16 protein-coding genes are annotated in these 21,853 nt (G+C 40.0%); 9 read left to right on the forward strand and 7 right to left on the reverse strand.

Annotated features, from left to right (window positions below):
* Positions 1–159 precede the first annotated feature (159 nt).
* The 3 genes from F596_RS0101515 (at position 160) to tamL (ending at position 9,208) form a co-directional block, all read left to right on the forward strand.
* Positions 160–1,569 carry a threonine/serine exporter family protein gene (locus F596_RS0101515; protein ID WP_019035590.1) on the forward strand — a complete coding sequence of 470 codons (1,410 nt, stop codon included), beginning with the start codon at positions 160–162 and terminating at the stop codon, positions 1,567–1,569.
* 151 nt (positions 1,570–1,720) lie between these two features.
* Positions 1,721–6,841, forward strand: coding sequence for a translocation/assembly module TamB domain-containing protein (locus F596_RS0101525; protein ID WP_019035592.1), 5,121 nt, complete (start codon positions 1,721–1,723; stop codon positions 6,839–6,841).
* Between the two features lie 24 nt (positions 6,842–6,865).
* Complete coding sequence (tamL, locus tag F596_RS0101530; protein ID WP_019035593.1) at positions 6,866–9,208, forward strand: translocation and assembly module lipoprotein TamL; 2,343 nt, start codon at positions 6,866–6,868, stop codon at positions 9,206–9,208.
* Positions 9,209–9,379: 171 nt separating this feature from the next.
* On the opposite strand, the gene F596_RS0101535 is transcribed toward tamL, so the two are convergent.
* The 3 genes from F596_RS0101535 to F596_RS0101550 form a co-directional block, all read right to left on the reverse strand.
* Entirely contained in the window at positions 9,380–10,948 is a 1,569-nt protein-coding gene (locus tag F596_RS0101535; protein ID WP_019035594.1) for a fimbrillin family protein, read from the reverse strand.
* A 53-nt stretch (positions 10,949–11,001) separates the two neighbouring features.
* Entirely contained in the window at positions 11,002–11,196 is a 195-nt protein-coding gene (locus F596_RS0101540) for a hypothetical protein (protein ID WP_019035595.1), read from the reverse strand.
* A gap of 514 nt (positions 11,197–11,710) precedes the next feature.
* On the reverse strand, positions 11,711–12,493 hold the full coding sequence (locus tag F596_RS0101550; protein ID WP_019035597.1) for a radical SAM protein: 783 nt from the start codon (positions 12,491–12,493) through the stop codon (positions 11,711–11,713).
* A gap of 195 nt (positions 12,494–12,688) precedes the next feature.
* On the opposite strand from F596_RS0101550, the gene F596_RS0101555 reads away from it, so the two are divergent.
* From F596_RS0101555 to folK, 6 genes are read left to right on the forward strand one after another with little or no spacing between them, the layout of a single operon-like run.
* Entirely contained in the window at positions 12,689–13,567 is an 879-nt protein-coding gene (locus tag F596_RS0101555; RefSeq protein WP_019035598.1) for a cell division protein FtsX, read from the forward strand.
* A gap of 26 nt (positions 13,568–13,593) precedes the next feature.
* The gene (locus F596_RS0101560) at positions 13,594–13,830 is read left to right on the forward strand and encodes a DUF3098 domain-containing protein (RefSeq protein ID WP_008449341.1); all 237 of its coding nucleotides are present in this window, start codon (positions 13,594–13,596) and stop codon (positions 13,828–13,830) included.
* Positions 13,830–14,684, forward strand: a complete 855-nt coding sequence (locus tag F596_RS0101565; RefSeq protein ID WP_019035599.1) for an undecaprenyl-diphosphate phosphatase — start codon at positions 13,830–13,832, stop codon at positions 14,682–14,684. The genes F596_RS0101560 and F596_RS0101565 overlap by 1 nt, the downstream gene beginning before the upstream one ends.
* A 34-nt stretch (positions 14,685–14,718) precedes the next feature.
* Positions 14,719–15,420 (forward strand): tRNA pseudouridine(55) synthase TruB, encoded by a 702-nt coding sequence (truB, locus tag F596_RS0101570; RefSeq protein ID WP_019035600.1) that lies wholly within the window; start codon positions 14,719–14,721, stop codon positions 15,418–15,420.
* Positions 15,421–15,430: 10 nt separating this feature from the next.
* Complete coding sequence (locus F596_RS0101575; protein ID WP_019035601.1) at positions 15,431–16,615, forward strand: S-adenosylmethionine:tRNA ribosyltransferase-isomerase; 1,185 nt, start codon at positions 15,431–15,433, stop codon at positions 16,613–16,615.
* Positions 16,608–17,030, forward strand: a complete 423-nt coding sequence (gene folK / locus F596_RS0101580) for a 2-amino-4-hydroxy-6-hydroxymethyldihydropteridine diphosphokinase (RefSeq protein WP_008449363.1) — start codon at positions 16,608–16,610, stop codon at positions 17,028–17,030. Before F596_RS0101575 ends, folK begins: the two co-directional genes overlap by 8 nt.
* A 52-nt stretch (positions 17,031–17,082) precedes the next feature.
* Here the strand turns inward: folK and F596_RS0101585 are convergent, their stop codons facing one another.
* The 4 genes from F596_RS0101585 to F596_RS0101600 are packed head-to-tail and all read right to left on the reverse strand — an operon-like array spanning position 17,083 to position 21,618.
* Entirely contained in the window at positions 17,083–17,568 is a 486-nt protein-coding gene (locus tag F596_RS0101585) for a dihydrofolate reductase (protein ID WP_019035602.1), read from the reverse strand.
* 40 nt (positions 17,569–17,608) lie between these two features.
* Positions 17,609–18,403 carry a thymidylate synthase gene (locus tag F596_RS0101590; protein WP_019035603.1) on the reverse strand — a complete coding sequence of 265 codons (795 nt, stop codon included), beginning with the start codon at positions 18,401–18,403 and terminating at the stop codon, positions 17,609–17,611.
* Between the two features lie 25 nt (positions 18,404–18,428).
* Positions 18,429–19,748, reverse strand: a complete 1,320-nt coding sequence (locus F596_RS0101595) for a methyltransferase RsmF C-terminal domain-like protein (RefSeq protein ID WP_019035604.1) — start codon at positions 19,746–19,748, stop codon at positions 18,429–18,431.
* 4 nt (positions 19,749–19,752) lie between these two features.
* Positions 19,753–21,618, reverse strand: a complete 1,866-nt coding sequence (locus F596_RS0101600) for a DNA topoisomerase 3 (protein WP_019035605.1) — start codon at positions 21,616–21,618, stop codon at positions 19,753–19,755.
* Positions 21,619–21,853 lie beyond the last annotated feature (235 nt).

Below are 21,853 nucleotides of genomic sequence, written 5' to 3' on the forward strand. Positions count from 1 at the left end.
GATATAATATTGTTTCGCTTTAGTATAATTAGTATAAAAACTTTATTTGCATATATGAAATACTATGGGATATGGGCATGATAAGTAAATAACAATGGCTCATATCCCAATTATTTTTTATACCTTTGCAGGCAAATTCCACAATTATTTTTAGTTTTAATGGATAATACTACATCTGCTATTCAGGTTAGCACATTGCGCAAGAAGATAGATCTTTTATTGCGAACAGGACAACTATTAATGGAGAGCGCAGCCGACACAAGTCGGGTTAAGCGTAATATGGAACGTGCTGCGGCTTTCTTAGGATTACCAAAAGAGAACACTCATATTTACGTCAATTATGATATGCTTCAGGTAAATATAAGTGATGAGGGGCATAGCTTTTCTAAAATGCAGCGATGTAATAAGCATGTTATAAATATGCTTATTATCCAAGACATTTCAAAGCTTACATGGAAAGCTATTCAGTACGATTATAGTATAGATCAGTATGCCGATGAGCTGGAAAAGATAGCCCATGGCAGGCATTATTATTCCGAATGGGTGATAGCTATCTGTGCAGGTTTTGCCTGTGGTGGCTTTAGCATTCAGTTTGGTGCCGACTGGACGGGCTTCTTTTATGCTTCTATAGCTGCTATTTTAGGTAATCGCTTTCGTATGTATCTTAATAGCATAGGGTCTAATGTGTATGCTAACTTTGCTGTAGGAGCTTTTGTCTCAACCATTGTTGCATGGTTGTCGTCTTACCTCTCTATGCCTATAGTGCAAGATGCTCTACCCTCTGGTGTGGCACATATACTGTTATCTTCAACGCCTTTTAGGCCGCTCTTAGCTTGTAGCTTATGGATAGTGCCGGGTGTGCCACTTATTAATGCTGTTAATGATATGCTCGACAACTATTTAGAAAACGGCTTGATACGTGCTGCAAACACTGCGCTTATGATAACAGCTTTAGCCTTTGGTATTGTGCTTGCTATTAAGTGTGGTAGTATAGACAATTTTGTAAAAGATCTCTCTTTGGTGCCTCATCATAACTTTTACGAATATGCTGCCGCTGCTGCTATCTCGGCAATGGGGTTTGCTACTATATATAATATTCCTTATCGCTTAATGCCATGGATAGCCATAGGTGGTATTATCTGCGTATGCTCACGAAATTTTATCAACTTAGGTCCAAGCACTAATAATATAGGTTTAGGTATGGGGCTTGTTTTTGGGTCGTTGTGTGGCTCGGCTCTAATATCTATTATAAATATTAAGGCTGTTCATTGGTTTCATACCCCTCATCAGTGTATTACCATTCCTGCCGTGATACCTATTATCCCAGGTGTGTTAATGTATCGTGCTCTTTATGGCTTTTTTGAGATGCAGGGTGTGGTAGGCGAAGTTACAGTAGCTATGCATAATGCCATTAACGGCACTTTAGTGCTTATATGTATAGCTCTTGGAGTGGCTATACCTAACATCTTTGCACGTAAATGGATAGCTCCTAAGCGTAAGGAAAAGTTACAACGCCTCATTAAAGAGAGAAAAGAACGAGGCAAGTTTGTAGATTTACAAGAAATTTAGTTATACTCTCTCCTCATAGCCATTGCCTTATATATAAAAAGGTAATGGCTTTTTTTAAAGGAAAAGTTATCAATAAATGTGCTTTTTTTTTGAAACAGATAAAAAAAATATTTATATTTGTTTTATATTTAGAAAATCCTTGTAAACGCTTATGAAAAAAGGACTAAAGGTTATGATAGCCATTGTGCTGACGCCTGTTATTACTTTCTTACTATTACTATTATTATTATATATACCGCCAGTGCAGAATTGGGCTGTAAAAAAAGTGGCTGCTCACATTTCTGAAACTACTAACATGACCGTTAGCTTAAAACGCGTAAGGCTTAGCTTCCCGTTAGATTTGCAGCTGGATAGCCTTCTCTTGACTCAGCCTAACCTGTCTATAAAAAATAAGATAGATACCATTGCTGATATGCAACAACTTATAGCAAAGGTACAGCTTATGCCGCTCATAGATGGTAAGGTAGAGGTAGATGAGCTTACCTTTAAAAAGCTAAAAGCTAATACTGCTAATTTCATAGGCGACCTTCGTATTCGTGGAGATATAGAAAGGTTACACCTAATAAGTCATAATATAGATATTAAGGACGAGGCGTTAAAGCTCAATAGGGCAGACATACGAGGCGGCTGGTTAGATATAGCCTTGGGCGATACTATACCTAAGGATACTACTAAAAAAAAGACGCTTTGGAAAATTAAGATAGATAAAATAAATATAGACAAAACCCGTTTTGCGCTGCACCTTCCCGGCGACTCTTTGCAGCTAAAGGCACAGTTCGATAAAGTTGAGGCTTTACAAACACAGCTCCTTTTACATGACGACATATATAAAATAGGTCAGTTCGACTGGAATGGTGGAGCTTTTTCGTATGTTTTGCCTTATAAGAAGGCAAAACAAAAAGGGTTTGATGCTAACCACTTACATATAAAAGACATAAACATAGGGCTAAGCTCTTTTATATTTTCTAAGGAATGTCTAAAGTTTGCAGTGCGTGCTGCCAATATGAGGGAAGGCAGTGGGCTTACTATAAACGAGCTTTCTGGTGCTTTTGCTTATAATAATAAGGCTATAAATCTGTCAGACTTCCATATTAAGCTGCCTACTTCTATGCTAAACGGACGCTTGGCAATGGATCTAAATGCTTTCGATGCTATTAATCCGGGCAGGCTTACTACAGCTTTAGAAGGGTATGTTACTAAGGCTGATCTTAAGCCTTTCCTCTATGCTATGCCTCGAAGCGTATATAAAAGTCTGCCTGCTGCTCCTTTAAAAATGAGTGGCACTGTGGTGGGCAACTTACAACACATCTCTTTTAGCAAGTTGCGAATAGCCATGTTAGGACACTTTGATTTTTCAGGCTCGGGCAATATAGCCAACATAGTTGGTAAACAGCCCTTTTATAGCAATTTTAGTGTTAAGGGTAATGCAGCTAATCTCTACTTTATAAGAGATATAATGCCTAAAAGTATAGCAAAAACTCTTCTTCTACCGCGTAATATTGGTGTTAACGGGCATCTTACTCTTGGCAAAAATTACTATGCCGGTAATATGTTTCTCTCGCAGGGAGGCGGAACGGTAAAGGCTCTTTTTGCTTATAACATACATGCTAACATCTATAAAGCAAACATAAAAGCACGCCAATTTCCCTTACACCATTTTCTGCCTACAATGGGGCTTAGCCGTTTCTCCGGTGCTCTGATGGCTTATGGCAGGGGAACGGACGTGATGAGTCAAAGCTCATATAGCACAGTTGCTATGAACATAGCACAGCTAAGATATGATAAATATACCTTAGATGGTTTTCGTGGTAAGATAAGTAAGCACGGCAATAAGCTCTTTGCAGCTATTAACAGTACTAACAAGATGATAGGGGGGCGGTTTACTTACAAAGGTAATGTGTCTTCAAAGCTCATAGATGGGCATATAAAAGGCCATCTGACACGCATAGACCTACACTCGTTAGGAGCTATGAAAGAGCGTTATGTCTTATCGGGGTGGACAGATGCTCATGTAAGTTCTAACATGAAGGATAAGCATTTCTTTAAAGGCACGCTTCACACTCTTAAGATTACTGACGAAAGCAAACGAGGCAAACAATTACTCTTAACGGACAATCTTCTTGCTATGATTAATGTAGCGGGAAAGCGTATGCAAGCAAAGCTGCAAGGCTACATCGTAGATGCTAACCTAAAAGCCCTTAACATAACCAAGAAGGCTTACCATATAGGCACAAGGGCTAATATTCTTTATACCCAAAGTGGTGCTAATAGCCATAACGTAACGGGCAAGGTGAGCGATTTTGCTCTTATAGAACATCGTGATAAAAACGTTATACCGCTGCTAAAGGGCTCTTTTGACATGAGCCTATCTATGAAAGGCAAGCATATAGGGGGCAGCTTGGAAGGTAATCTTTCTCATGCAGACCTCTATGAGGTGGGTGTTGTAGATAAGCCTTTACGTGCAAGCGGAGAGCTAAACATATCCTTTGCTACGAATGGGGGTGATGAGCTTAAAGCTAAGGGCTTATTGGGCAAAGTTGTTATAGACGAAAAAAACAAGCAATATACCACAGACGATGTGCTAATAGATGTAGCAAGCAAGCAAAACAGCTTTACGGCAAAGGTAGATGGCGGCGATTTCCATTTATATACTACTATGGATAAGGGCTTGTTACAACTGGGTAAGAATGCTAATGCCCTCTCTCAGGCTATTACTAAGCAGATAAAGGATAAGCATATAGACCAGCAGGCACTGCTTAAGCTCTTGCCGCGTGGCATCTTACAGCTCAAGTCTGGAAGCTCAAACCTCTTTAGAGAGCTTCTGTCAAGCAAAGGTTATAGCTTCGCACATACTGATGTTAGCTTAATGTCTTCTCCCAGTAGGGGGTTAGATGGCGTTATAAAAATAGACTCTTTAGTATGCGATAGCATGCAAATGGATAAGGTTAACATAGAGCTAAAGAGCACCGATGGCAAGATAGGGTATAACGCATGGGTTGCCAATAGCTCTAAAAACAGCTATCCTTACACAGCTTTCTTTGATGGAGCGTTATATGAAGGTGGTATAAAAACCCACTCTGCCATTCTTGACGAGAAAGGACGTGTAGGTATAGATATAGGCTTGCAGCTTGCTATGGCAGAGAATGGTTTGCGTTTTAACATCATATCAAAACAAGCTATAGTGGGATATAAAACCTTTAATGTAAACCCTTTAAACTATATCTATATAGGACGAGATAAGCGCGTATCTGCTAACCTCGATTTTGTGGCTAAAGACGGCACTGGTCTTAAGGTACGCACCGACGACGATGATGAAGCCTCGCTGCAAAACCTCACACTCTCTGTGCATAAGTTTGAGTTAGGCTATCTCTTTAGGTTAATACCTTTCATGCCAAACCTTTCAGGAGAGTTAGACGGCGATTACCACATTATACAAACACCTACACAGGTAAGCGTGTCGAGCGATATGGGCATAAAAAACTTTGTTTATGAAAACAGTCCTATAGGCAACGTAGGCTTACAAATGGTATATATGCCAAAGGGCGATAAAAGCCATTATATAGATGCTATAATAAGTAAGGACGATGTAGAAGTGGGTACGCTTAATGGTACTTACGACAGCGCAGGCGAGGGCTGCCTTAATGCTGTTTTAAGTATGAACAAGTTCCCTTTAAGCTATGTTAATGGTTTTATACCTGAAAAGATAGTAGGCTTATATGGTGAAGGCGACGGCTCTCTTACCGTGCAAGGCAAGCTAAGCAGTCTTGACATAACAGGTAAGGTATATGCTCATGGGGCTTATCTAAGGAGCGATCCCTATGGCGTAAAGATGCGCTTTGGTGAGAAACCTTTGGTAATAGAGGATAGCAAAATAGCTCTTACCGACTTTAAGCTGTATGACAACAATAACAATCCCTTAACGCTTAACGGCACATTAGACATCTCAAACACTAACAATATGATGCTTAATGTGGCTCTTCGTGCTCAAAACTTCCAGCTTATCAATGCTAAGGAGAACCCACGCTCTGAAGCCTATGGTAAAGCTATAGTAGATTTTATGGGAAGTGTGAGGGGAGAGGTAAGCAATCTTCACCTGTCTGGCATACTTAACGTGCTTGGTAGCACCGATATGAACTATATTGTTAAAGATCAAAGCCTAATGAGCGATACAAAGCTGCAAGACTTGGTGAAGTTCGCTAACTTTAAAGATACTACCACAAAGGTGATACCACGCGGCGATCTCAAAGGATTCTCTATGGACTTACACATGAACATAGACGAGCAAGCACGTATAAAAACTATCCTTAACCCCGAACATACTAACTACATAGACATGATAGGAGGGGGAAACCTAAACCTTAGCTACGACCCCGTTAATGGCGTGCAGCTACGTGGACGATATACGCTAAACAGTGGTAAGATGAAATATACTATGGACGTAATACCTCTGCGCACCTTTTACATAAGGCAAGGAAGCTATGTAAACTTTACCGGAGATCCTATGCTGCCTACGCTAAACATAGAGGCTACCGAAAACGTACGTGCTAATGTGTCTACGGGGACAAGAAGCGGCAGGTTAGTAGACTTTCTTTGTGGGGTGAAACTTACCAAGCAATTTCCCAAACCAAGCATAGAGTTTATCATAGAAGCACCAGAGGACCAGGAGATGACTAACTCGCTGAAGACAAAATCGGTGGAGGAACGCTCTAAGCTGGCTGTAACGATGTTAGCATCAGGACTATATTTCGATGGAGATAATATCTCAAATGCTAACAATGCCATGAGTGGAGCTTTGGCAAGTTTCCTACAAACGCAAGTAAACTCTATCACCGGGCGAGCTTTAAACTCTATGGGGTTAGACCTTTCGGCTAACTTAGAAACGGCTGCCGATGTAAACGGGGCTTTACATACCGATTATACTTTTAAGTTTTCTAAACGGCTATGGAACAACAGGCTTAAAATAATATTAGGCGGACGTGTGTCTACAGGCTCTGCCTTAGCACGCGAAAACGGAGCTTACTTTGACAATTTCTCCATAGAATATCGCCTTAACAGGAACGAAACAAAATATCTTAAGCTCTATTACGAACGTGAAGCATACGACTGGCTGGAAGGTAATCTGAGCGAATATGGTATAGGTTTTCTTTGGAGACGTAAGATCAGCAGGTTTTGGGACATATTAAGACTAAGGAAAGATACCGGCTCCTTGCCAAAGCCTGTTATAGCAGATACCATACCTGATATTATAAAATATCCTCCTTTAAAATTTTAAAACTACTCTTTTCACATATTGCTAATGAAACGTATGAATATAAAAAAGCTAAAAAAGCAGTATCCTCTCTTGCTCATTACCGTGTTAATGCTCTCGGCTTGTAGCACCACGTCAGGGCTTCGCGACGACCAGCAGCTATACACAGGAATGCTGAAAACACAATATGATAACTACACCAAGAACAGCCATTTCTATAATGTACAAGAAGAGCTTGACCTTGTCCTTGCCTCTAAGCCTAACGGCTCTCTGCTTGGAAGCCCATCTATACGCTCGCCTTTCCCTATAGGGCTATGGATATGGAACGCCTTTGCTAACGACACCACACGCTTTAGCCGCTGGATAACAAAGACTTTTGGTTCTACACCGGTAACATTAAGCACCGTAACACCAGAGCTTAGGGTGAAAGTGGGAGAGAATCTGCTTAACAAAAGAGGATATTTTGATGGTAAGATAACCTATGATGCTATACAGCAAAGCAATAAGAAGAAGGTAAAGCTAAGATATAACGTTAGCATGGGACGCTTGTGGACTATAGATAGCATAAGCTATACTAACTTCCCTGCTCAGATGAGCAAGCTCATAGCGGCAAGTCGTCAGCAGTCTGAAATAAAAAAAGGCTCTCCTTTCGATGTTGCTGCTTTAGAAAAAGAGCGACAACGCATCACACTGCTCTTTAAAGACAATGGTTACTACTATTACCAAAACAACAACGCAAGCTACCTTGCCGACACTGCCGAGGTGAGCGGCAGAGCTAACATTCGTCTTCAGTTAGCCGACTCTGTGAGCAGCAAAGCCTTACGACAGTGGCATATAGGCGATGTTACCATAAATCTGCGCCGCGACTATCAAGAGCCCTTAGCTAAGCATAAGCACTACGGCAGCCTTACTATAAACTATAACGGTAAGCACCCACCGTTACACCCACGCTTGCTATGTAGCGAGGTGGAGGACATGAAAGACGAAGCATACAACTATGAGAAGATGCAGCGTTACAGGCAAAAGCTAAGCTCTACGGGTATCTTTCAGACGGCTGCCTTTACTTTTTCGCCAAAAGACGCTACAGATACCTGCAAGGTGCTTAACCTAAACGTAGACGCTGTATTTGATAAGCCATATAGCTTTTTTGTGGAAGCATACGGAAAAGGTAAGACAAATCAGCGTTACGGGCCAGAGCTTGTAGTGGGTCTTACCAAGCGCAACGCCTTTAGAGCAGGCGAACTGCTCAACATTAATGTGCATGGCTCTTATGCGTGGTCGTCGGCAAGGAGTAACAGCAATGCCACTTTTAGCTTAGACAACTATGAGTATGGCTTAGAAACAAGCATACAATATCCACGCATCTTAACCCCTACGTTTATAACCTTTGCTAAGAAAAGAGGTAAGAGGGCTTTCTTCTCTACACCATCTACTACGGTAAAGGCGTCTTTTGCCGTCATTAACCGTGCCGGATACTTTCGCCGTCATGTGGCTTCTGCCGATTTTACCTATCAGTGGCAACCTACCGAGCAAAGTATGTTTACCTTCTCGCCCCTTATCTTAACATACGAATATATGAATGCTACCACAAAGGCATATACCAGCATGACAGAAGACTTGCCATATCTTAAAATATCTATGGCGGACCAGTTTATACCTAAGATGCAATTCCAATACACCTATATGAGCAGTAGCAGCTATGCCAACCCTATAAAATGGTGGACTACGGTGAGCGAGGCGTCTAACATACTCTCTTTAGGATATATGGCAGCAGGGAAGAGGTGGCAGCAGAGCAATAAGAAGATGTTTAAAAACCCGTATGCACAATTTCTTAAAGTGGAAACTAACTTTACTAAGACATGGCAGCTGTCTAAGCTCTCTTCTCTTGCTGCCCATCTTAATGCAGGCATAATATGGGTATATGGCAACAGTGAGGCAGCTCCTTATACGGAGCAGTTTTATATAGGCGGAGCTAATAGCATACGTGCCTTTAATGTGCGTGAGATAGGGCCGGGCAGATATCGCTCTAAGTCGGTAGCCTCGTCTTATGTAGAGCAGACGGGGGACGTAAAGCTGCAGGCTAACATAGAGTATCGTCCTCACCTCTTTAGAGAGCTTTATGGGGCTGTCTTCCTTGACGCGGGTAACGTATGGACCTTACATAACGAGGCAGAACGCCCTTTGGGGCAGCTCCTCTTTCCTAATATGCTTACACAGATAGGTGTAGGCACAGGTGTGGGGCTTCGTTACGACATAGGCTATTTTATGATTCGGCTCGACTGGGGTGTAGGTCTTCATGTGCCTTACCCTACGGGTAAAGCAGGCTTTTATAATATCTCTTCTTTCCGTGATGCGCAAGCCTTACACCTTGCTATAGGCTTGCCCTTCTAAAGCCTCGCTCCCCCCCCCCTCTTAAGCCTGCCATGCTAAAGCTCTCTATGGGAAAGAAGAAGCAAAGACAAAGCGCAACGCCTTACGTTTTTTATCATTACGTGGCGTTGCGCTTTCTTTTCTTACCGCTTAGCTGCTTGCCTTATGCCAGCTATTAGAGTTGTTGGGCTATTATTGGGGGAAACCTTTTACTGCTTGTTTAAGTGTCATTACAGCACCATCAAGCTCTATGTGTATTTGAATCTTATCAAATGGTTGTTTAGTAATTTTGTCTGGTTTCCCTTTTTTACCAGGTATTATAAGGTCTGGTATCTTTGGATAATACTTTGGATTGAAAGTTAAGGTGAAATGCCCATACTTATCGTTGCTATCAGGCTGCTTTATATCTCCGACAACTACGCTTCCTTCAGGTACTTCTACGTCTCTGTTACGTTCTCGTTTGCCGTTTTTACCATTAGAATAATAGTCATACGTAATCTTTACTATTCTAAACGTATGAGGTGCCACTATTAAAGGAATAGGTTCTTTTTGAGATTTTGTCTTCGCTACGTATCGAGCGGAGAATATAGTTAAGCCATATTTTGTAGTTCCTTCATTAGTTTTTTCTTCTTTATCTGCATCTGTTTTTAAATTATATGCTGAAGAACTTGTTGTTTCTGCTCCTTTCTTTGTAATAAAATATAATAGTGGGTTCAAATCTTCCTGAGGAGGCTTAGCACCTATATTATATTTTTCTACCTGACCAGCTGTATATGGTTTGTCATCTTTTAATTTGAGAGGAATGGTTATCAGCTTTAGTGGAAGTCTAGAATCTTCTTGAATATTTCCATCAGCACCATATTTCTCATCTTTCTTTAAAACTACCTCTGCTATGGCGTCTTTGCCTATCGGTTGTGGTATCATGAAGATGGTAAGGTTGTCGTACTTATTATTGCTTGCTTTTAGCCCAGTAAACTGGGTTCTGTTTATCTGTGTGGTGGTGATGTTGCTTGTCTTAATAAACACATAGCTCTTCTCGCCAGAGGTTTCCCATGTGAAACGCTCTGCGTCGGTGGTCTTCGATAAGTCTACATTGCACGTACCTTTAGTATATAGGCCTGTTAGGCGAATGCCCTCAATGGTGTAACCAGTAGGTACGCGGTCGCCAATGGCAAAGTTGATAGCTGTAAGGGCATGATGCATGTTTACAGTCTGTTCACCATCTATCACGTCGTTTTTGCTGTTCTCACTTGTTATGGTAAACTCAGGAGCCTCACCTATTAGCAAGTCTTGTTGTGTAGACATGTCCTCTTGTAAGGCGTAGGTAAGGGTGTATGTGTTGTCGCCTGTCCTTGTAAAGGCGTTGTCTGCGAGCTTAGGATATACGGCAGCTATCTTTACCTTAGGCATGCTTTCCTTATATGTAGCCACTTTGCCGCCTACATGCACTATACCGTCTTTCTTCTCTGCGCTACCGTTGTTAATAAAGTTAGGATTTGTGTTTATACCTTCGCCGTCTTTACGTGCATAGCCATATACACCAAAGGTAGCATTGTCTGCCATTTGTGATATTTCGTCGTACATAGTGCCTCGTGTGTGGGGACCAAAGCTTAGCTTTACTATCTTAGCGCTTTCTGCTTTGTAGTCTTTAACATGAGTGCTATTATTGTCGATATCTTGTGAGCAAGATGTTGTAATAGCTGCCAAACCCATCGTAAGGGCAGCTGTAATAGCCTTATAGCTTAAAAAAAAGTGTTTCATTTGCTTTAATAATGTTTTGTTACCGTGTGTGTGTTATAAAAGATATTATGTCTTTAAGGTTTTCCGCTTAGCCAGTCAGGGAATTCATTTATTGGTTTTGAATCTCCGTTCACGTCAGTTTCCTCAGGTTTTTCCCACGGATTTACTTTGAAGTTTTCTTTGTTTGTAAACCCAGAGCTACAAATTATCTGCATAGAGCTTTCCATTTTCAAAATTGTAGCGACTGGCTTTTCGTACATTTTTTTCATTACTTTTTCCTTTCTTGTTTGACATCATACGCCAAAACATATTAATTATTTTGATCTTTTTTCCTCTTCAAAGGTAATACTTTTATTTCTTTAAAAAGAATATTCCCCCCCCCCCCCCAAGAATTATAGTTTTTTAAGATGTTTGTTATATTTTCACCTAATTATTTGTTTTTTAGGCTATTATTTATAGGTGTAAAGGTAGGCGGAAAACTTTTTGGTGGCTTCTTTTTTATGGGAAGTAGGGAAGAAAAGGCACGGCTTTAGCAGCTATAAAATGTAATTTTTTTTCTATATAGAGCATAGCCTTTTTTGGTAAAAAGGAGATGAGGGGTAGGCAAAAATAAATTATTTTTCTAACAAAAATAGATTAAAAATGTACTAAAAATAGCTTATTTTTCTCTCCTGCTCTTTATCTTTTCCTTTCTTTTCAGTCCTTTTTATGTAGGTAAAGGCAGGTGTTTTGCTTTGGGGTGGTAGTGATAAAGTTTTTTTATCCCTATGCTTTGTGGGGCTTTTAATAAGATGCTTGGCAGGCTATTCCTAACGATTTTACTCTCTCGCATATAGCGTCTAACTCTTCGTGCGAGGCTTTTCTTAGGTGCGATGCAGGTGTTTCGCGCTCTATGGTGTATATCATCACCTCGTTAGGGGCTATGGCTTTGACGGCTTCGAGCCATGGTGCAACGAATGTTTCAGAGGTGTTAGTAATGTTTTCCCCTTGGTCGTTATATCCTTTAAGGAACATGGTTTGTATTATCAGTTTCCCTTTAAAGGCTTTCATGTTTTCTATTATTTTTTTTACGTTATAAGATGGTGCTGTGGGTCGGTCTACCTTTTTTATCCATTCGGTGTTAATGGTGTCGAGCTTTAAGATGTTGTTATCTACCATTCTTAAAGCCTCGTGTACCTTTGGGCGGTGAATGAAGGTGGAATTGCTAAGGACAGATATTTTTGCCGTTGGGCAATATAAGTTTCTTAGGCTGATGGTGTCTTGTATAATCTCATAAAAGTGTGGGTGCGATGTAGGCTCTCCGTTCCCAGCAAAGGTTAGCACGTCAGGGGTGTAGCTGCTGGCTTTCATTTCTTTTAGCTTCTCTTCGAGCTTTTCAGCCACTAATGCTCTTGGCGGGTGTGGTGATGAGGTGTGCCGCTGGGCATTATATCCACACTCGCAGTATATGCAGTCGAAGGTGCATATTTTGCCATCGGCAGGCAAGAGGTTTATGCCGAGCGAAATGCCTAATCGGCGGCTATGTACAGGCCCAAAGATGGGAGAGGGGTAAATAATAGTGCTCATATTGCTTTGAAAAAAATATTCTGTAGGCAAAGGTAATATAAATATGTTTTAAGACAAAAGGGTATGTTTATAATCTTTCCCTCAGAGTGAGCTTTTCTTATGAATAGCGTAAATAAAATATAAAATCTTTTGTCCTTATTTTATTTTCCAGTAACTTTGTAGAAAATTTGTTGTATTGTATTTTTTTTTAATAATATGGTAAAAAAGCGAAAGCAAGTACGCAGGCAGCATAGCTTACAGGTTGTAACCCTTTGTATTAGTACTGCAATGGTGTTAATATTAATAGGAATGGTGGTACTTACGGTGTTTACCAGTAGCAATCTAAGCTCTTTTGTAAAGGAAAATCTTAGCGTAACAATGATTCTTCAGCCCGATATAGACGAGCAGGCAGCTGCTACTCTTTACGAGCAGGTTAAGGGCGAAAGGTTTACCAGTGTGGCTAATTATATAAGTAAGGAGCAGGCTTTGGCAGATGGTACGAGGGAGCTTGGTGCAAATCCTGCCGAGTTTGCAGGGCAAAACCCTTTTACCAGTGAGATAGATGTTAATCTTAAAGCCGATTATGCTAATAACGACTCTATAAGCTGGATATCAAAGCGTCTAAAGTCTTATCGTGGTGTTAGCGATGTTACTTATCGTCAAGACTTGGTAGAGAGTGTTAATAACACCTTGGGCAAGGTAGGTATAGTGTTATCGGTTATAGCAATACTTCTGACCATAGTGTCTTTTTCGCTTATAAACAACACTATTCGTCTAAGCGTTTATGCGCGTCGTTTTTCCATTCATACCATGAAGCTTGTGGGAGCCTCGTGGGGTTATATCCGTGCTCCTTTCTTAAAGCGTGCCATTATGCAGGGCTTTGTGTCTGCTTTGATAGCCATAGTGGTTTTAGGTGGCTGCGTTCTCTCTTTGTATAGCTATGAGCCAGAGATAAGCAAGGTGCTTTCATGGGATACGTTAGTTGTTACGGCGCTTATAATGTTGTGCTTTGGCATTTTTATAGCTACGCTGTGTTCAGCGTTGTCAGTTAATCGTTTCTTGCGTATGAAGGCAGGCGATTTATATAAAATATAGAAATAAGAATAAGCATTTTTTACAATATGGAAAAACAGAATTTTGCTTTCGATAAGGCTAATTTTATTTTGCTTGCCATAGGTGTGGCAATAGTGGTGATAGGCTTTATCTTAATGAGTGGAAGTGGTTCAGGTGAGCATTTTTTTAACGTTAGCATTTTCAGCTTCCGTCGCATCACGTTAGCTCCAATAGTAACCTTTATAGGTTTTGTTTCTATAATAGGTGCTATTTTGTATAAACCTAAAAAGCACAAAGAGCATTAATGACTATTTTTCAAACCATTATTATAGCTATCGTAGAGGGTATTACAGAGTTTTTGCCTGTATCATCTACAGGGCACATGATAATAACCCAAAGTCTTTTAGGTGTTAAGCAAGGCGATCCTTTTGTTCATGCTTTTACATTCATAATACAGTTTGGTGCTATCTTGTCTGTAGTATGTTTGTATTGGAAACGTTTTTTTAGTTTTAAGCATGTATCGTGTGTTGATAAAGAAAGAGGGTCTTCATTATTGAGTTTCTTTAGGTTTTATTGGCTGCTTTTCATAGGCTGTCTTCCTGCAGGTGTGGTAGGCTTATTAGCAAAGAAGAGTGGTTTGCTCGATTGGCTATTAGATTCTGTCTCTGTGGTGGCAGTAACGTTAGTTTTAGGCGGTGTGTTTATGCTTTTTTGCGATAGGCTTTTTAATAAAGGTAGGCAAGAGAGCAGGGTAAATGTAAGGCGTGCTTTTTGTATAGGTCTGTTCCAATGTTTGTCGGTTTTGCCGGGTATGAGCCGTTCTATGTCTACTATAGTGGGAGGTATGGCAAGCGGCTTGACGCGTAAGCATGCAGCAGAGTTTTCTTTTTTTGTAGCTGTTCCTTTAATGGCAGCTGCTACATTGCTCGATTTGTACGACTTGTTAAAGCATGGCACTCAGTGGGCTACCTTTCATAACCTTACCGTTTTAGCACTTGGTTGTGTAATAGCTTTTTTAGTAGCGTTACTGGCTATGAAGTGGTTTGTTAGTTTTCTTACAAAGTATGGTTTTCGTCTGTTTGGCTGGTATCGTATCATAGTGGGTGGTATTATCCTGATATTGTTAGCAATGGGTGTTAATCTTAATATGATAGAGTAAGAGTAATATTATTTGTTATCACCTTATAAGAAATATGAATTTTACAGAAGGGGTTATTATTCCGATAGATAAGCCGTATGGTATAACCAGTTTTAAGGCGTTGGCTCATATACGTTACCTTTGCAGTAAGGTAAATGATGGCAAGGTAAAAATAGGTCATGCAGGCACTTTAGATCCTTTAGCAACGGGGGTGTTGATACTTGCAACGGGTAGAAAGACAAAGCTCATAGAGTCTTTGCAGGCGCATACTAAGGAGTATGTAGCTACGTTGCAGTTAGGAGCTACTACAGATAGTTACGATATGGAGCATGAAGAAAGCGAGAGTTTCCCAACAGCTCATATTACAGAGGAGCTTATAAGAGATGCTTTGCAGAGCTTTGTGGGCGAGATACAGCAGGTGCCGCCTACGTATAGTGCGGTGAAAGTGTCAGGACAGCGTGCTTACACTCTTCGTCGTGATGGTCAGCAGGTGGAGCTAAAGCCAAAAACGGTTCAGATAGATGAGATAGAATTACAATCATTCGATTCTTATAAGATGCAGATTACCATAAGGGTAGTTTGTGGTAAGGGCACTTATATTCGTGCTTTGGCACGCGACTTTGGTCGCTTTATACATAGCGGTGCTTATCTAAGGTCATTGCGTAGAGTGCGGGTAGGTGCAATTAATATAGACGACTGTATCGATTATGACAATTTTGATAAGTGGTTAAGTAGTCAAACAATAGAAAAAGAATAAACAAAAGAATATGAAGCTTTCACAATTTAAATTCAGCTTACCAGAAGATCAGGTGGCTCTCTATCCACATTCTTCAGAGCGTATATTAAAACGTGCAGATGGTAGCGAGCAGAAGTTTACTGTAGTGCGTCGTGATGAGGGGAGATTAATGGTAGTTCATCGCAAGTCGGGCAAAATAGACATGTTTAAAGGCGAGGTTACTGGCGAGCCTAAAGAAGAGGATTATATACGTTTTCGCGATGTGCTCAACTATTTTGATGATGGCGATGCTTTTATCTTTAATGACACAAAGGTGTTTCCTGCCCGCTTATATGGCACAAAGGAAAAGACAGACGCCAAGATAGAGGTGTTCTTACTTCGTGAGTTAAACGCTGATATGCGCTTGTGGGACGTCCTTGTAGAGCCTGCTCGCAAGATACGTATAGGCAATAAGTTGTTTTTTGATGAATCGGGGACAATGGTTGCTGAGGTAATAGATAACACTACATCACGTGGCCGTACGCTACGCTTCCTTTATGATTGCGATCATGATGAGTTTAAGCGTGAGCTTTTCTCGCTTGGTGAGGCACCATTACCACGTTATATTATAGACAATCGTCCAAAGAAAGAGGGGGAAGACTTTGCCCATGCCACTGAGGACGATTTAGAATATTTCCAGTCGGTGTTTGCTAAAAACGAGGGTGCAGTGTCTGCTCCGGGTACTAATATACACTTTTCAGAGCATATGATGAAGATGATGGAGATAAAAGGTATAAAGAGTGCTTTTATAACGCTTCATTGTGCTTTGGGCAGTTTTCATGATATAGAGGTGGAGGATCTTACCAAACACAAGATGGATTCTGAAGAGATGCATATCAATGCAGAAGCCTGTGCTGTGGTAAATAGCACTAAGAAAGCTATTCATAAGGTATGTGCCGTTGGTGCAAGTGTGGTTAAGGCTTGCGAAACAGCAGTAGGCACGGACGGATTGTTAAAGGAATATGATGGCTGGACTAATAAGTTTATCTTCCCTCCTTACAAGTTTGGCTTGGCAGATTCTATGTTAGTAAACTTTTATCACCCTTATTCTGTTCTTTTAATGGAGACTGCAGCTTTTGGAGGTTATGATCTTATCATGCAGGCATACGATTTGGCTGTTAAGAACGGATATATGTTTGGCTGTTTTGGCGATTCTATGTTGATACTTGATGATTAAAACACATATAACATACCTTGCTTTAGGTACTAACCTTGGTGATAAGCAGGGGCTGATGTTTGCAGCTATAGACAAGATAAGTAAGAAGATTGGCGATGTTATCTGCCAATCTTCTTTTTATGAAACAAAGGCTTGGGGGTTTAAAAGCAAAAATACTTTTCTTAATGCTTGTGTAAAGGTAAAAACAAGTCTTTCCGTTTGGGAGGTATTGGCTGTAACACAGTCTATAGAAAGAGAGCTGGGGCGTATAAAAAAGTCGGTTAATGGGCAGTATTCTGACCGCACTATGGATATAGATATACTCCTTTATGATGATATAAATATTAACACTACAGCCCTCACCGTGCCTCATCCTAAGATGTATGAGCGCGACTTTGTCATGAAGCCTTTAAAGGAGATACAGCATAAAAGCTGAGCCGTCTGCCTGTTGTAAAGGAAATGTTTTCTTTTAAGGCATTATCTTTTGCTTATTTCTTTTTGAGGTTTACAAATCTGAAAGCAGGGTGTTCATGGGTAGCCTTATGCTCTTCTATGAAAGTTTCTTTATATTGTGAGCGGTCAAACAGTGGGAAAAAGGCATCAGCATGTTCTGGTGTTGCCTCTATTTCTGTCAGGTAAAGCTCTTTAGCTAAGGGCAAAGCCTTTTCATAAACCGACACTCCTCCTATGATAAAAACATGCTCATCTTCTTTGCATGATGAGAGTGCTTCTTCCAAAGAAGAATACACTTGGCAATTATGGAGATATTTTTTTTCTCTGCTTAACACTATGTTACGGCGGTTGGGTAGTGCTCCTTTAGGTAGCGAATCGTATGTCTTACGACCCATGATAATGGTGTTTCCCGTTGTAAGAGCTTTGAATCGTTTAAGGTCGTCCTTAATGTAATATATCAAATTGTTCTGATATCCTATGGCGTTGTTAGCTGCTATGGCAGCAATAATAGATATTTGCATATTATAAGAGTGTAATGTTTTTTATGTATAGTAACTACTATCAGACAGCCACTGTGCCCGGAATGTGTGGGTAAGGGTTGTAGTCTTCTATCTTGAAATCGTCGTAATGGAAGCTAAAGAGATCCTTAACATCAGGGTTAATGATTATCTTTGGTAGTGGTCGAGGTGTGCGTGTGAGCTGTAGCTTTACTTGTTCGAGGTGGTTTAGATATATGTGTGTATCGCCTGTGGTGTGTATAAACTCGCCTACCTCTAACCCCGTTACTTGTGCCATCATGTGTAGTAAAAGCGAATATGAGGCTATATTGAATGGTACACCTAAGAAAGTATCAGCAGAACGTTGATATAGCTGTAGAGAGAGCTTACCTTCTGCAACATAAAACTGGAAGAGACAGTGGCAGGGAGGTAAAGCCATTTCGTCTACTTCGGCAGGGTTCCATGCCGTAACAAGCATTCTGCGTGAGGAAGGTGAGTGCTTTATCAGATCTAAAACGTTTTTTATTTGGTCTATGCTTCCTCCTTTATAATCTGGCCATGAGCGCCATTGATGCCCATAAACAGGGCCAAGATCGCCATTCTCGTCTGCCCATTCGTTCCATATTTTTACACCATGTTCTTGTAGATACTTTATGTTAGTATCTCCTTTAAGAAACCATAGTAGCTCGTATATTATACTTTTTAGATGTAGCTTTTTTGTAGTTAGCAAAGGAAAGCCATCTTCCATATTAAAGTGCATTTGATGTCCAAAGATAGAAAGAGTACCTACGCCTGTGCGATCTTCTCTCTTTACTCCTTCTTTTAAGATGCGTTTGAGCAGGTCTTGATATTGTTTCATTGTATGTTTTGTTATTAATGATACGTTATAAAATAATGTTAGGTTCCTTAGGAACGTATGTACTCCTTATTCTCCACTCTTGTGGATATAGGTTGTTAGCCCTGTTTCCAATGTTTTTGGCATACCCTAAAGGCTGGTTTTTATATGTTAGGAGTATTATTCCGTGAGGAATGTCATGGCTTAAAGTGATAGCTTCGCCTCTAAGATAGGCTATAGCGGTGTGATAGCTTACGTCTATAGTGGGGTAAAGGCTATTATCAGCATCTTTCATAAGAGCCTGACTAATATGAGGAATCTTATGTTTACCTTTCTCTTCAGGCTCATTAACGCCATAAGCTAATAGCTTTAGAGGTTTTAAAGCCTTACGAAAGTAGTCTTCTTGTAATAATGATATGTTATTAGAGGGTATAGGATTTAGTCCTGGTTTGGTCTTTTGAAGTAAGCAGATAAAGAGTCCTTCTCCAAGCGTTTTGCCAGGTAAGAAGCGGTAAACAGGGAATTGCTGTGCTGTGGAATCTGCTCCGTTAAGCGGATTTCCTATTAGAGAGCCTGTAATGTTCCATTCTTTTTCTGTGTGTATAGGTAATAGTTTTGCGCCTAATTCCTTTATTATCCACGCTACATTTTCCTCGTTTTCAAGTGAATTGAATGTACAAGTGCTGTATATAAGGAAACCTCCTGGCTTAAGATTGTCCCAAATGTCTTTAATGATAGAGCGTTGTAGCTGGCAGCATTTCTTTACATTTTCCTTGCTCCAAGAGCTTATTGCTTTGGGATCTTTGCGGAACATACCCTCTCCAGAGCATGGAACATCGGCTATGATAATATCGAAAAGGAGCTTTGTCTTTTTAAAATCTTTAGGGAAATTATTAGTTACAGCTATTTTAGAATGTCCAAATTTCAGGATATTCTCTGATAGTATTTGTGCTCGTTTAGTAATAGGCTCATTGGCAATTAGCGTGCTTCCTATAGGAAAGGCTGACTGTGCGCATGTACTTTTACCACCCGGAGCAGCACATAGGTCGAGAGCTGTTATAGGATAGTGTATATATTGTCTTATGATATGGTCAATAAACATTGACGAGGCTTCTTGTACATAGTAGCTTCCAGCATGGAAAAGCGGATCGAAAGTAAACGTAGGGCGCTCCTTTAGGTAATATCCGTCTTTACACCAAGGCACGTTATTACTTACTAAATCCATATTTACAGCACATCGTTTGAAGGGGTTTATCCTAATACTTATAGGGCAATCTTCTTGCTTTAAGCCTTTTATTAGTGTACGATATAGGTCTTCTCCCATTAAGATGCGTGTATATTCTTCAAAGTCTTTAGGAATGTTTATCATATCGTTAGTCGTTGAGTGTTATCTTTCTGTTACTATTGTCTGAAAGCACATCGCACACAATGGTGTTAATTTGTTCCTTTAGTTCGTTAATAAACATTGCTGCATCATATTTTTTAGCTTCTATATCACGAAGTTTTTTCTCCCATATCCCTGTAAGTTCGGCAGATGTTAATAGCTTCTCTTTTATAGTATCAATGAGCGCTATACCTATGGGAGTAGCTTCGAGGTTTTTCCTTTTGCGTTTAATATAATGGCGTTTAAAGAGAGTTTCTATAATTCCTGCCCGTGAAGATGGTCGTCCTATGCCGTTTTCTTTTAGAGCTGCTCGCAGTGTATCGTCGTTTACTAACCTGCCCGCAGTTTCCATAGCACGGAGTAAAGAAGCCTCTGTGTAATGTTTTGGGGGCATAGTCTGTTTCTCTGTTAGGGTAGGTTTATGTGGTCCTTGTTCTCCTTTTGTAAATGTAGGTAGTATTTTTTCTTCTACTTTATCTTTTGTATTATCATCGTTTTCGTCTTCCTTTTTATTATTATCTTCTTTGTTGTTTAAGGCGTAGCATACCCGCCAGCCTTGTTTGAGTATTTCTTTACCTGAAGTTTTAAATTCTATAGAGTTTACTTTACCAACGATGGTAGTAGTAGAGTATTTACATTCTGGGTAGAAAGCTGCAATAAAGCGTCGTGTAATGAGATCGAAAACGTTGTGTTCAGCATCTGATAGCCCCCGTGGGATAACTCCTGTAGGTATTATAGCATGGTGATCGGTAACCTTAGTGTTGTCGAAAACTCGTTTAGTCTTGGGCAAATCTTTTCCGCTTAGTGCTTTTACAAGCTCTTTGTAAGGTGCTATGTTTGCAAATTTAGTTTGGAAGATGCCATTCATTATTTGCGGACACTTTTTGTATATATCCTCCGATAGGTATTGTGTGTCTACGCGGGGATAGGTAGTAATCTTCTTTTCGTATAAAGACTGGATAAGATTGAGAGTCATTTCGGCAGAATAGCCATACTTTCTGTTGCAATCTACTTGCAGTGAAGTTAAGTCGTATAGTTGTTTAGGCTGTTCGGTTCCTTTTTTTTTGGTAATGTTAGTTACCTCAAAAGGTTTACCTTCTATGGTAGAAAACGCCTGTTCTCCTTCTTCTTTTGATGTAAACTTGCCTTTTGTTGCAGTAAAAAGCGTATTACGATATATCGTAGCAAGCACCCAAAAAGGTTGTGGCTTAAAATTGTTTATTTCCTTTTGTCGTTGTACAATTAGTGCAAGTGTAGGTGTTTGCACTCTTCCTATGGAAAGTACTTGAGGCTTTTTGCCATATTGATTATTGCCATATTTTATAGTATATAGCCGTGTAGCATTCATTCCTAAGAGCCAATCTCCTATGGCGCGAGCTAAACCTGCAAGGTAAAGTGATTGATATTGGTCTTGATTTCTCAGATTTTGAAACCCTTCGCGTATGGCCTCATCAGTCATAGATGATATCCATAAGCGTTTCACAGGGCATGTTACACCAGCTTTTTGCATTACCCATCTCTGTATAAGCTCTCCTTCTTGCCCTGCATCACCACAATTGATTATTTCTTCTGCGTTTTTATATAGCTTTTCTATAATGGAAAATTGTTTTTTTATTCCGTCATCTTCTATTAGTTTTATTCCAAACTTAGAGGGTATCATAGGTAAGGAACTCAGGTTCCAATGTTTCCACTTGTTGTTGTAATCATTGGGTTCTTTCAGTTCGCATAGATGTCCGAATGTCCACGTTACCTGATATCCATTGCCCTCAAGGTATCCGTTTTTTAGTGTTGTAGCTCCTAAAATGCGTGCTATATCGCGTGCCACGCTTGGTTTTTCTGCTATGCAAACTTTCATTTTTTGTTTTATATCTTTTTCTGTTTTATATATAATAGTGTGTGAAAAGCAGTGAAATTTTCACGTTACAAAGATACAGAAATTATTTAAAGCTATAAAAGAAATAATATCTACATAATAATATAGGTTGTTTATATTATATGTTTTTTATAGGAAAGTCTCCACTTTTTTTATATTGTACGTAAGTGAAAAGCCATGTTTACCATATAGTTGATAGGTAAACATGGCTTGTTCT

Source organism: Prevotella amnii DSM 23384 = JCM 14753, from assembly GCF_000378745.1.
GTDB classification, from domain to species: Bacteria; Bacteroidota; Bacteroidia; order Bacteroidales; family Bacteroidaceae; genus Prevotella; species Prevotella amnii.

Coding starts and splice junctions, on each gene's coding strand:
- F596_RS0101590 (WP_019035603.1), bottom strand. CDS start 18,403: ATGAAACAATATCAAGACCTGCTCAAACGCATCTTAAAAGAAGGAGTA.
- folK (WP_008449363.1), top strand. CDS start 16,608: ATGATTAAAACACATATAACATACCTTGCTTTAGGTACTAACCTTGGT.
- F596_RS0101540 (WP_019035595.1), bottom strand. CDS start 11,196: ATGAAAAAAATGTACGAAAAGCCAGTCGCTACAATTTTGAAAATGGAA.
- F596_RS0101600 (WP_019035605.1), bottom strand. CDS start 21,618: ATGAAAGTTTGCATAGCAGAAAAACCAAGCGTGGCACGCGATATAGCA.
- F596_RS0101555 (WP_019035598.1), top strand. CDS start 12,689: ATGGTAAAAAAGCGAAAGCAAGTACGCAGGCAGCATAGCTTACAGGTT.
- F596_RS0101575 (WP_019035601.1), top strand. CDS start 15,431: ATGAAGCTTTCACAATTTAAATTCAGCTTACCAGAAGATCAGGTGGCT.
- F596_RS0101535 (WP_019035594.1), bottom strand. CDS start 10,948: ATGAAACACTTTTTTTTAAGCTATAAGGCTATTACAGCTGCCCTTACG.
- F596_RS0101595 (WP_019035604.1), bottom strand. CDS start 19,748: ATGATAAACATTCCTAAAGACTTTGAAGAATATACACGCATCTTAATG.
- F596_RS0101565 (WP_019035599.1), top strand. CDS start 13,830: ATGACTATTTTTCAAACCATTATTATAGCTATCGTAGAGGGTATTACA.
- truB (WP_019035600.1), top strand. CDS start 14,719: ATGAATTTTACAGAAGGGGTTATTATTCCGATAGATAAGCCGTATGGT.
- F596_RS0101550 (WP_019035597.1), bottom strand. CDS start 12,493: ATGAGCACTATTATTTACCCCTCTCCCATCTTTGGGCCTGTACATAGC.
- F596_RS0101560 (WP_008449341.1), top strand. CDS start 13,594: ATGGAAAAACAGAATTTTGCTTTCGATAAGGCTAATTTTATTTTGCTT.
- F596_RS0101585 (WP_019035602.1), bottom strand. CDS start 17,568: ATGCAAATATCTATTATTGCTGCCATAGCAGCTAACAACGCCATAGGA.
- F596_RS0101525 (WP_019035592.1), top strand. CDS start 1,721: ATGAAAAAAGGACTAAAGGTTATGATAGCCATTGTGCTGACGCCTGTT.
- F596_RS0101515 (WP_019035590.1), top strand. CDS start 160: ATGGATAATACTACATCTGCTATTCAGGTTAGCACATTGCGCAAGAAG.
- tamL (WP_019035593.1), top strand. CDS start 6,866: ATGAAACGTATGAATATAAAAAAGCTAAAAAAGCAGTATCCTCTCTTG.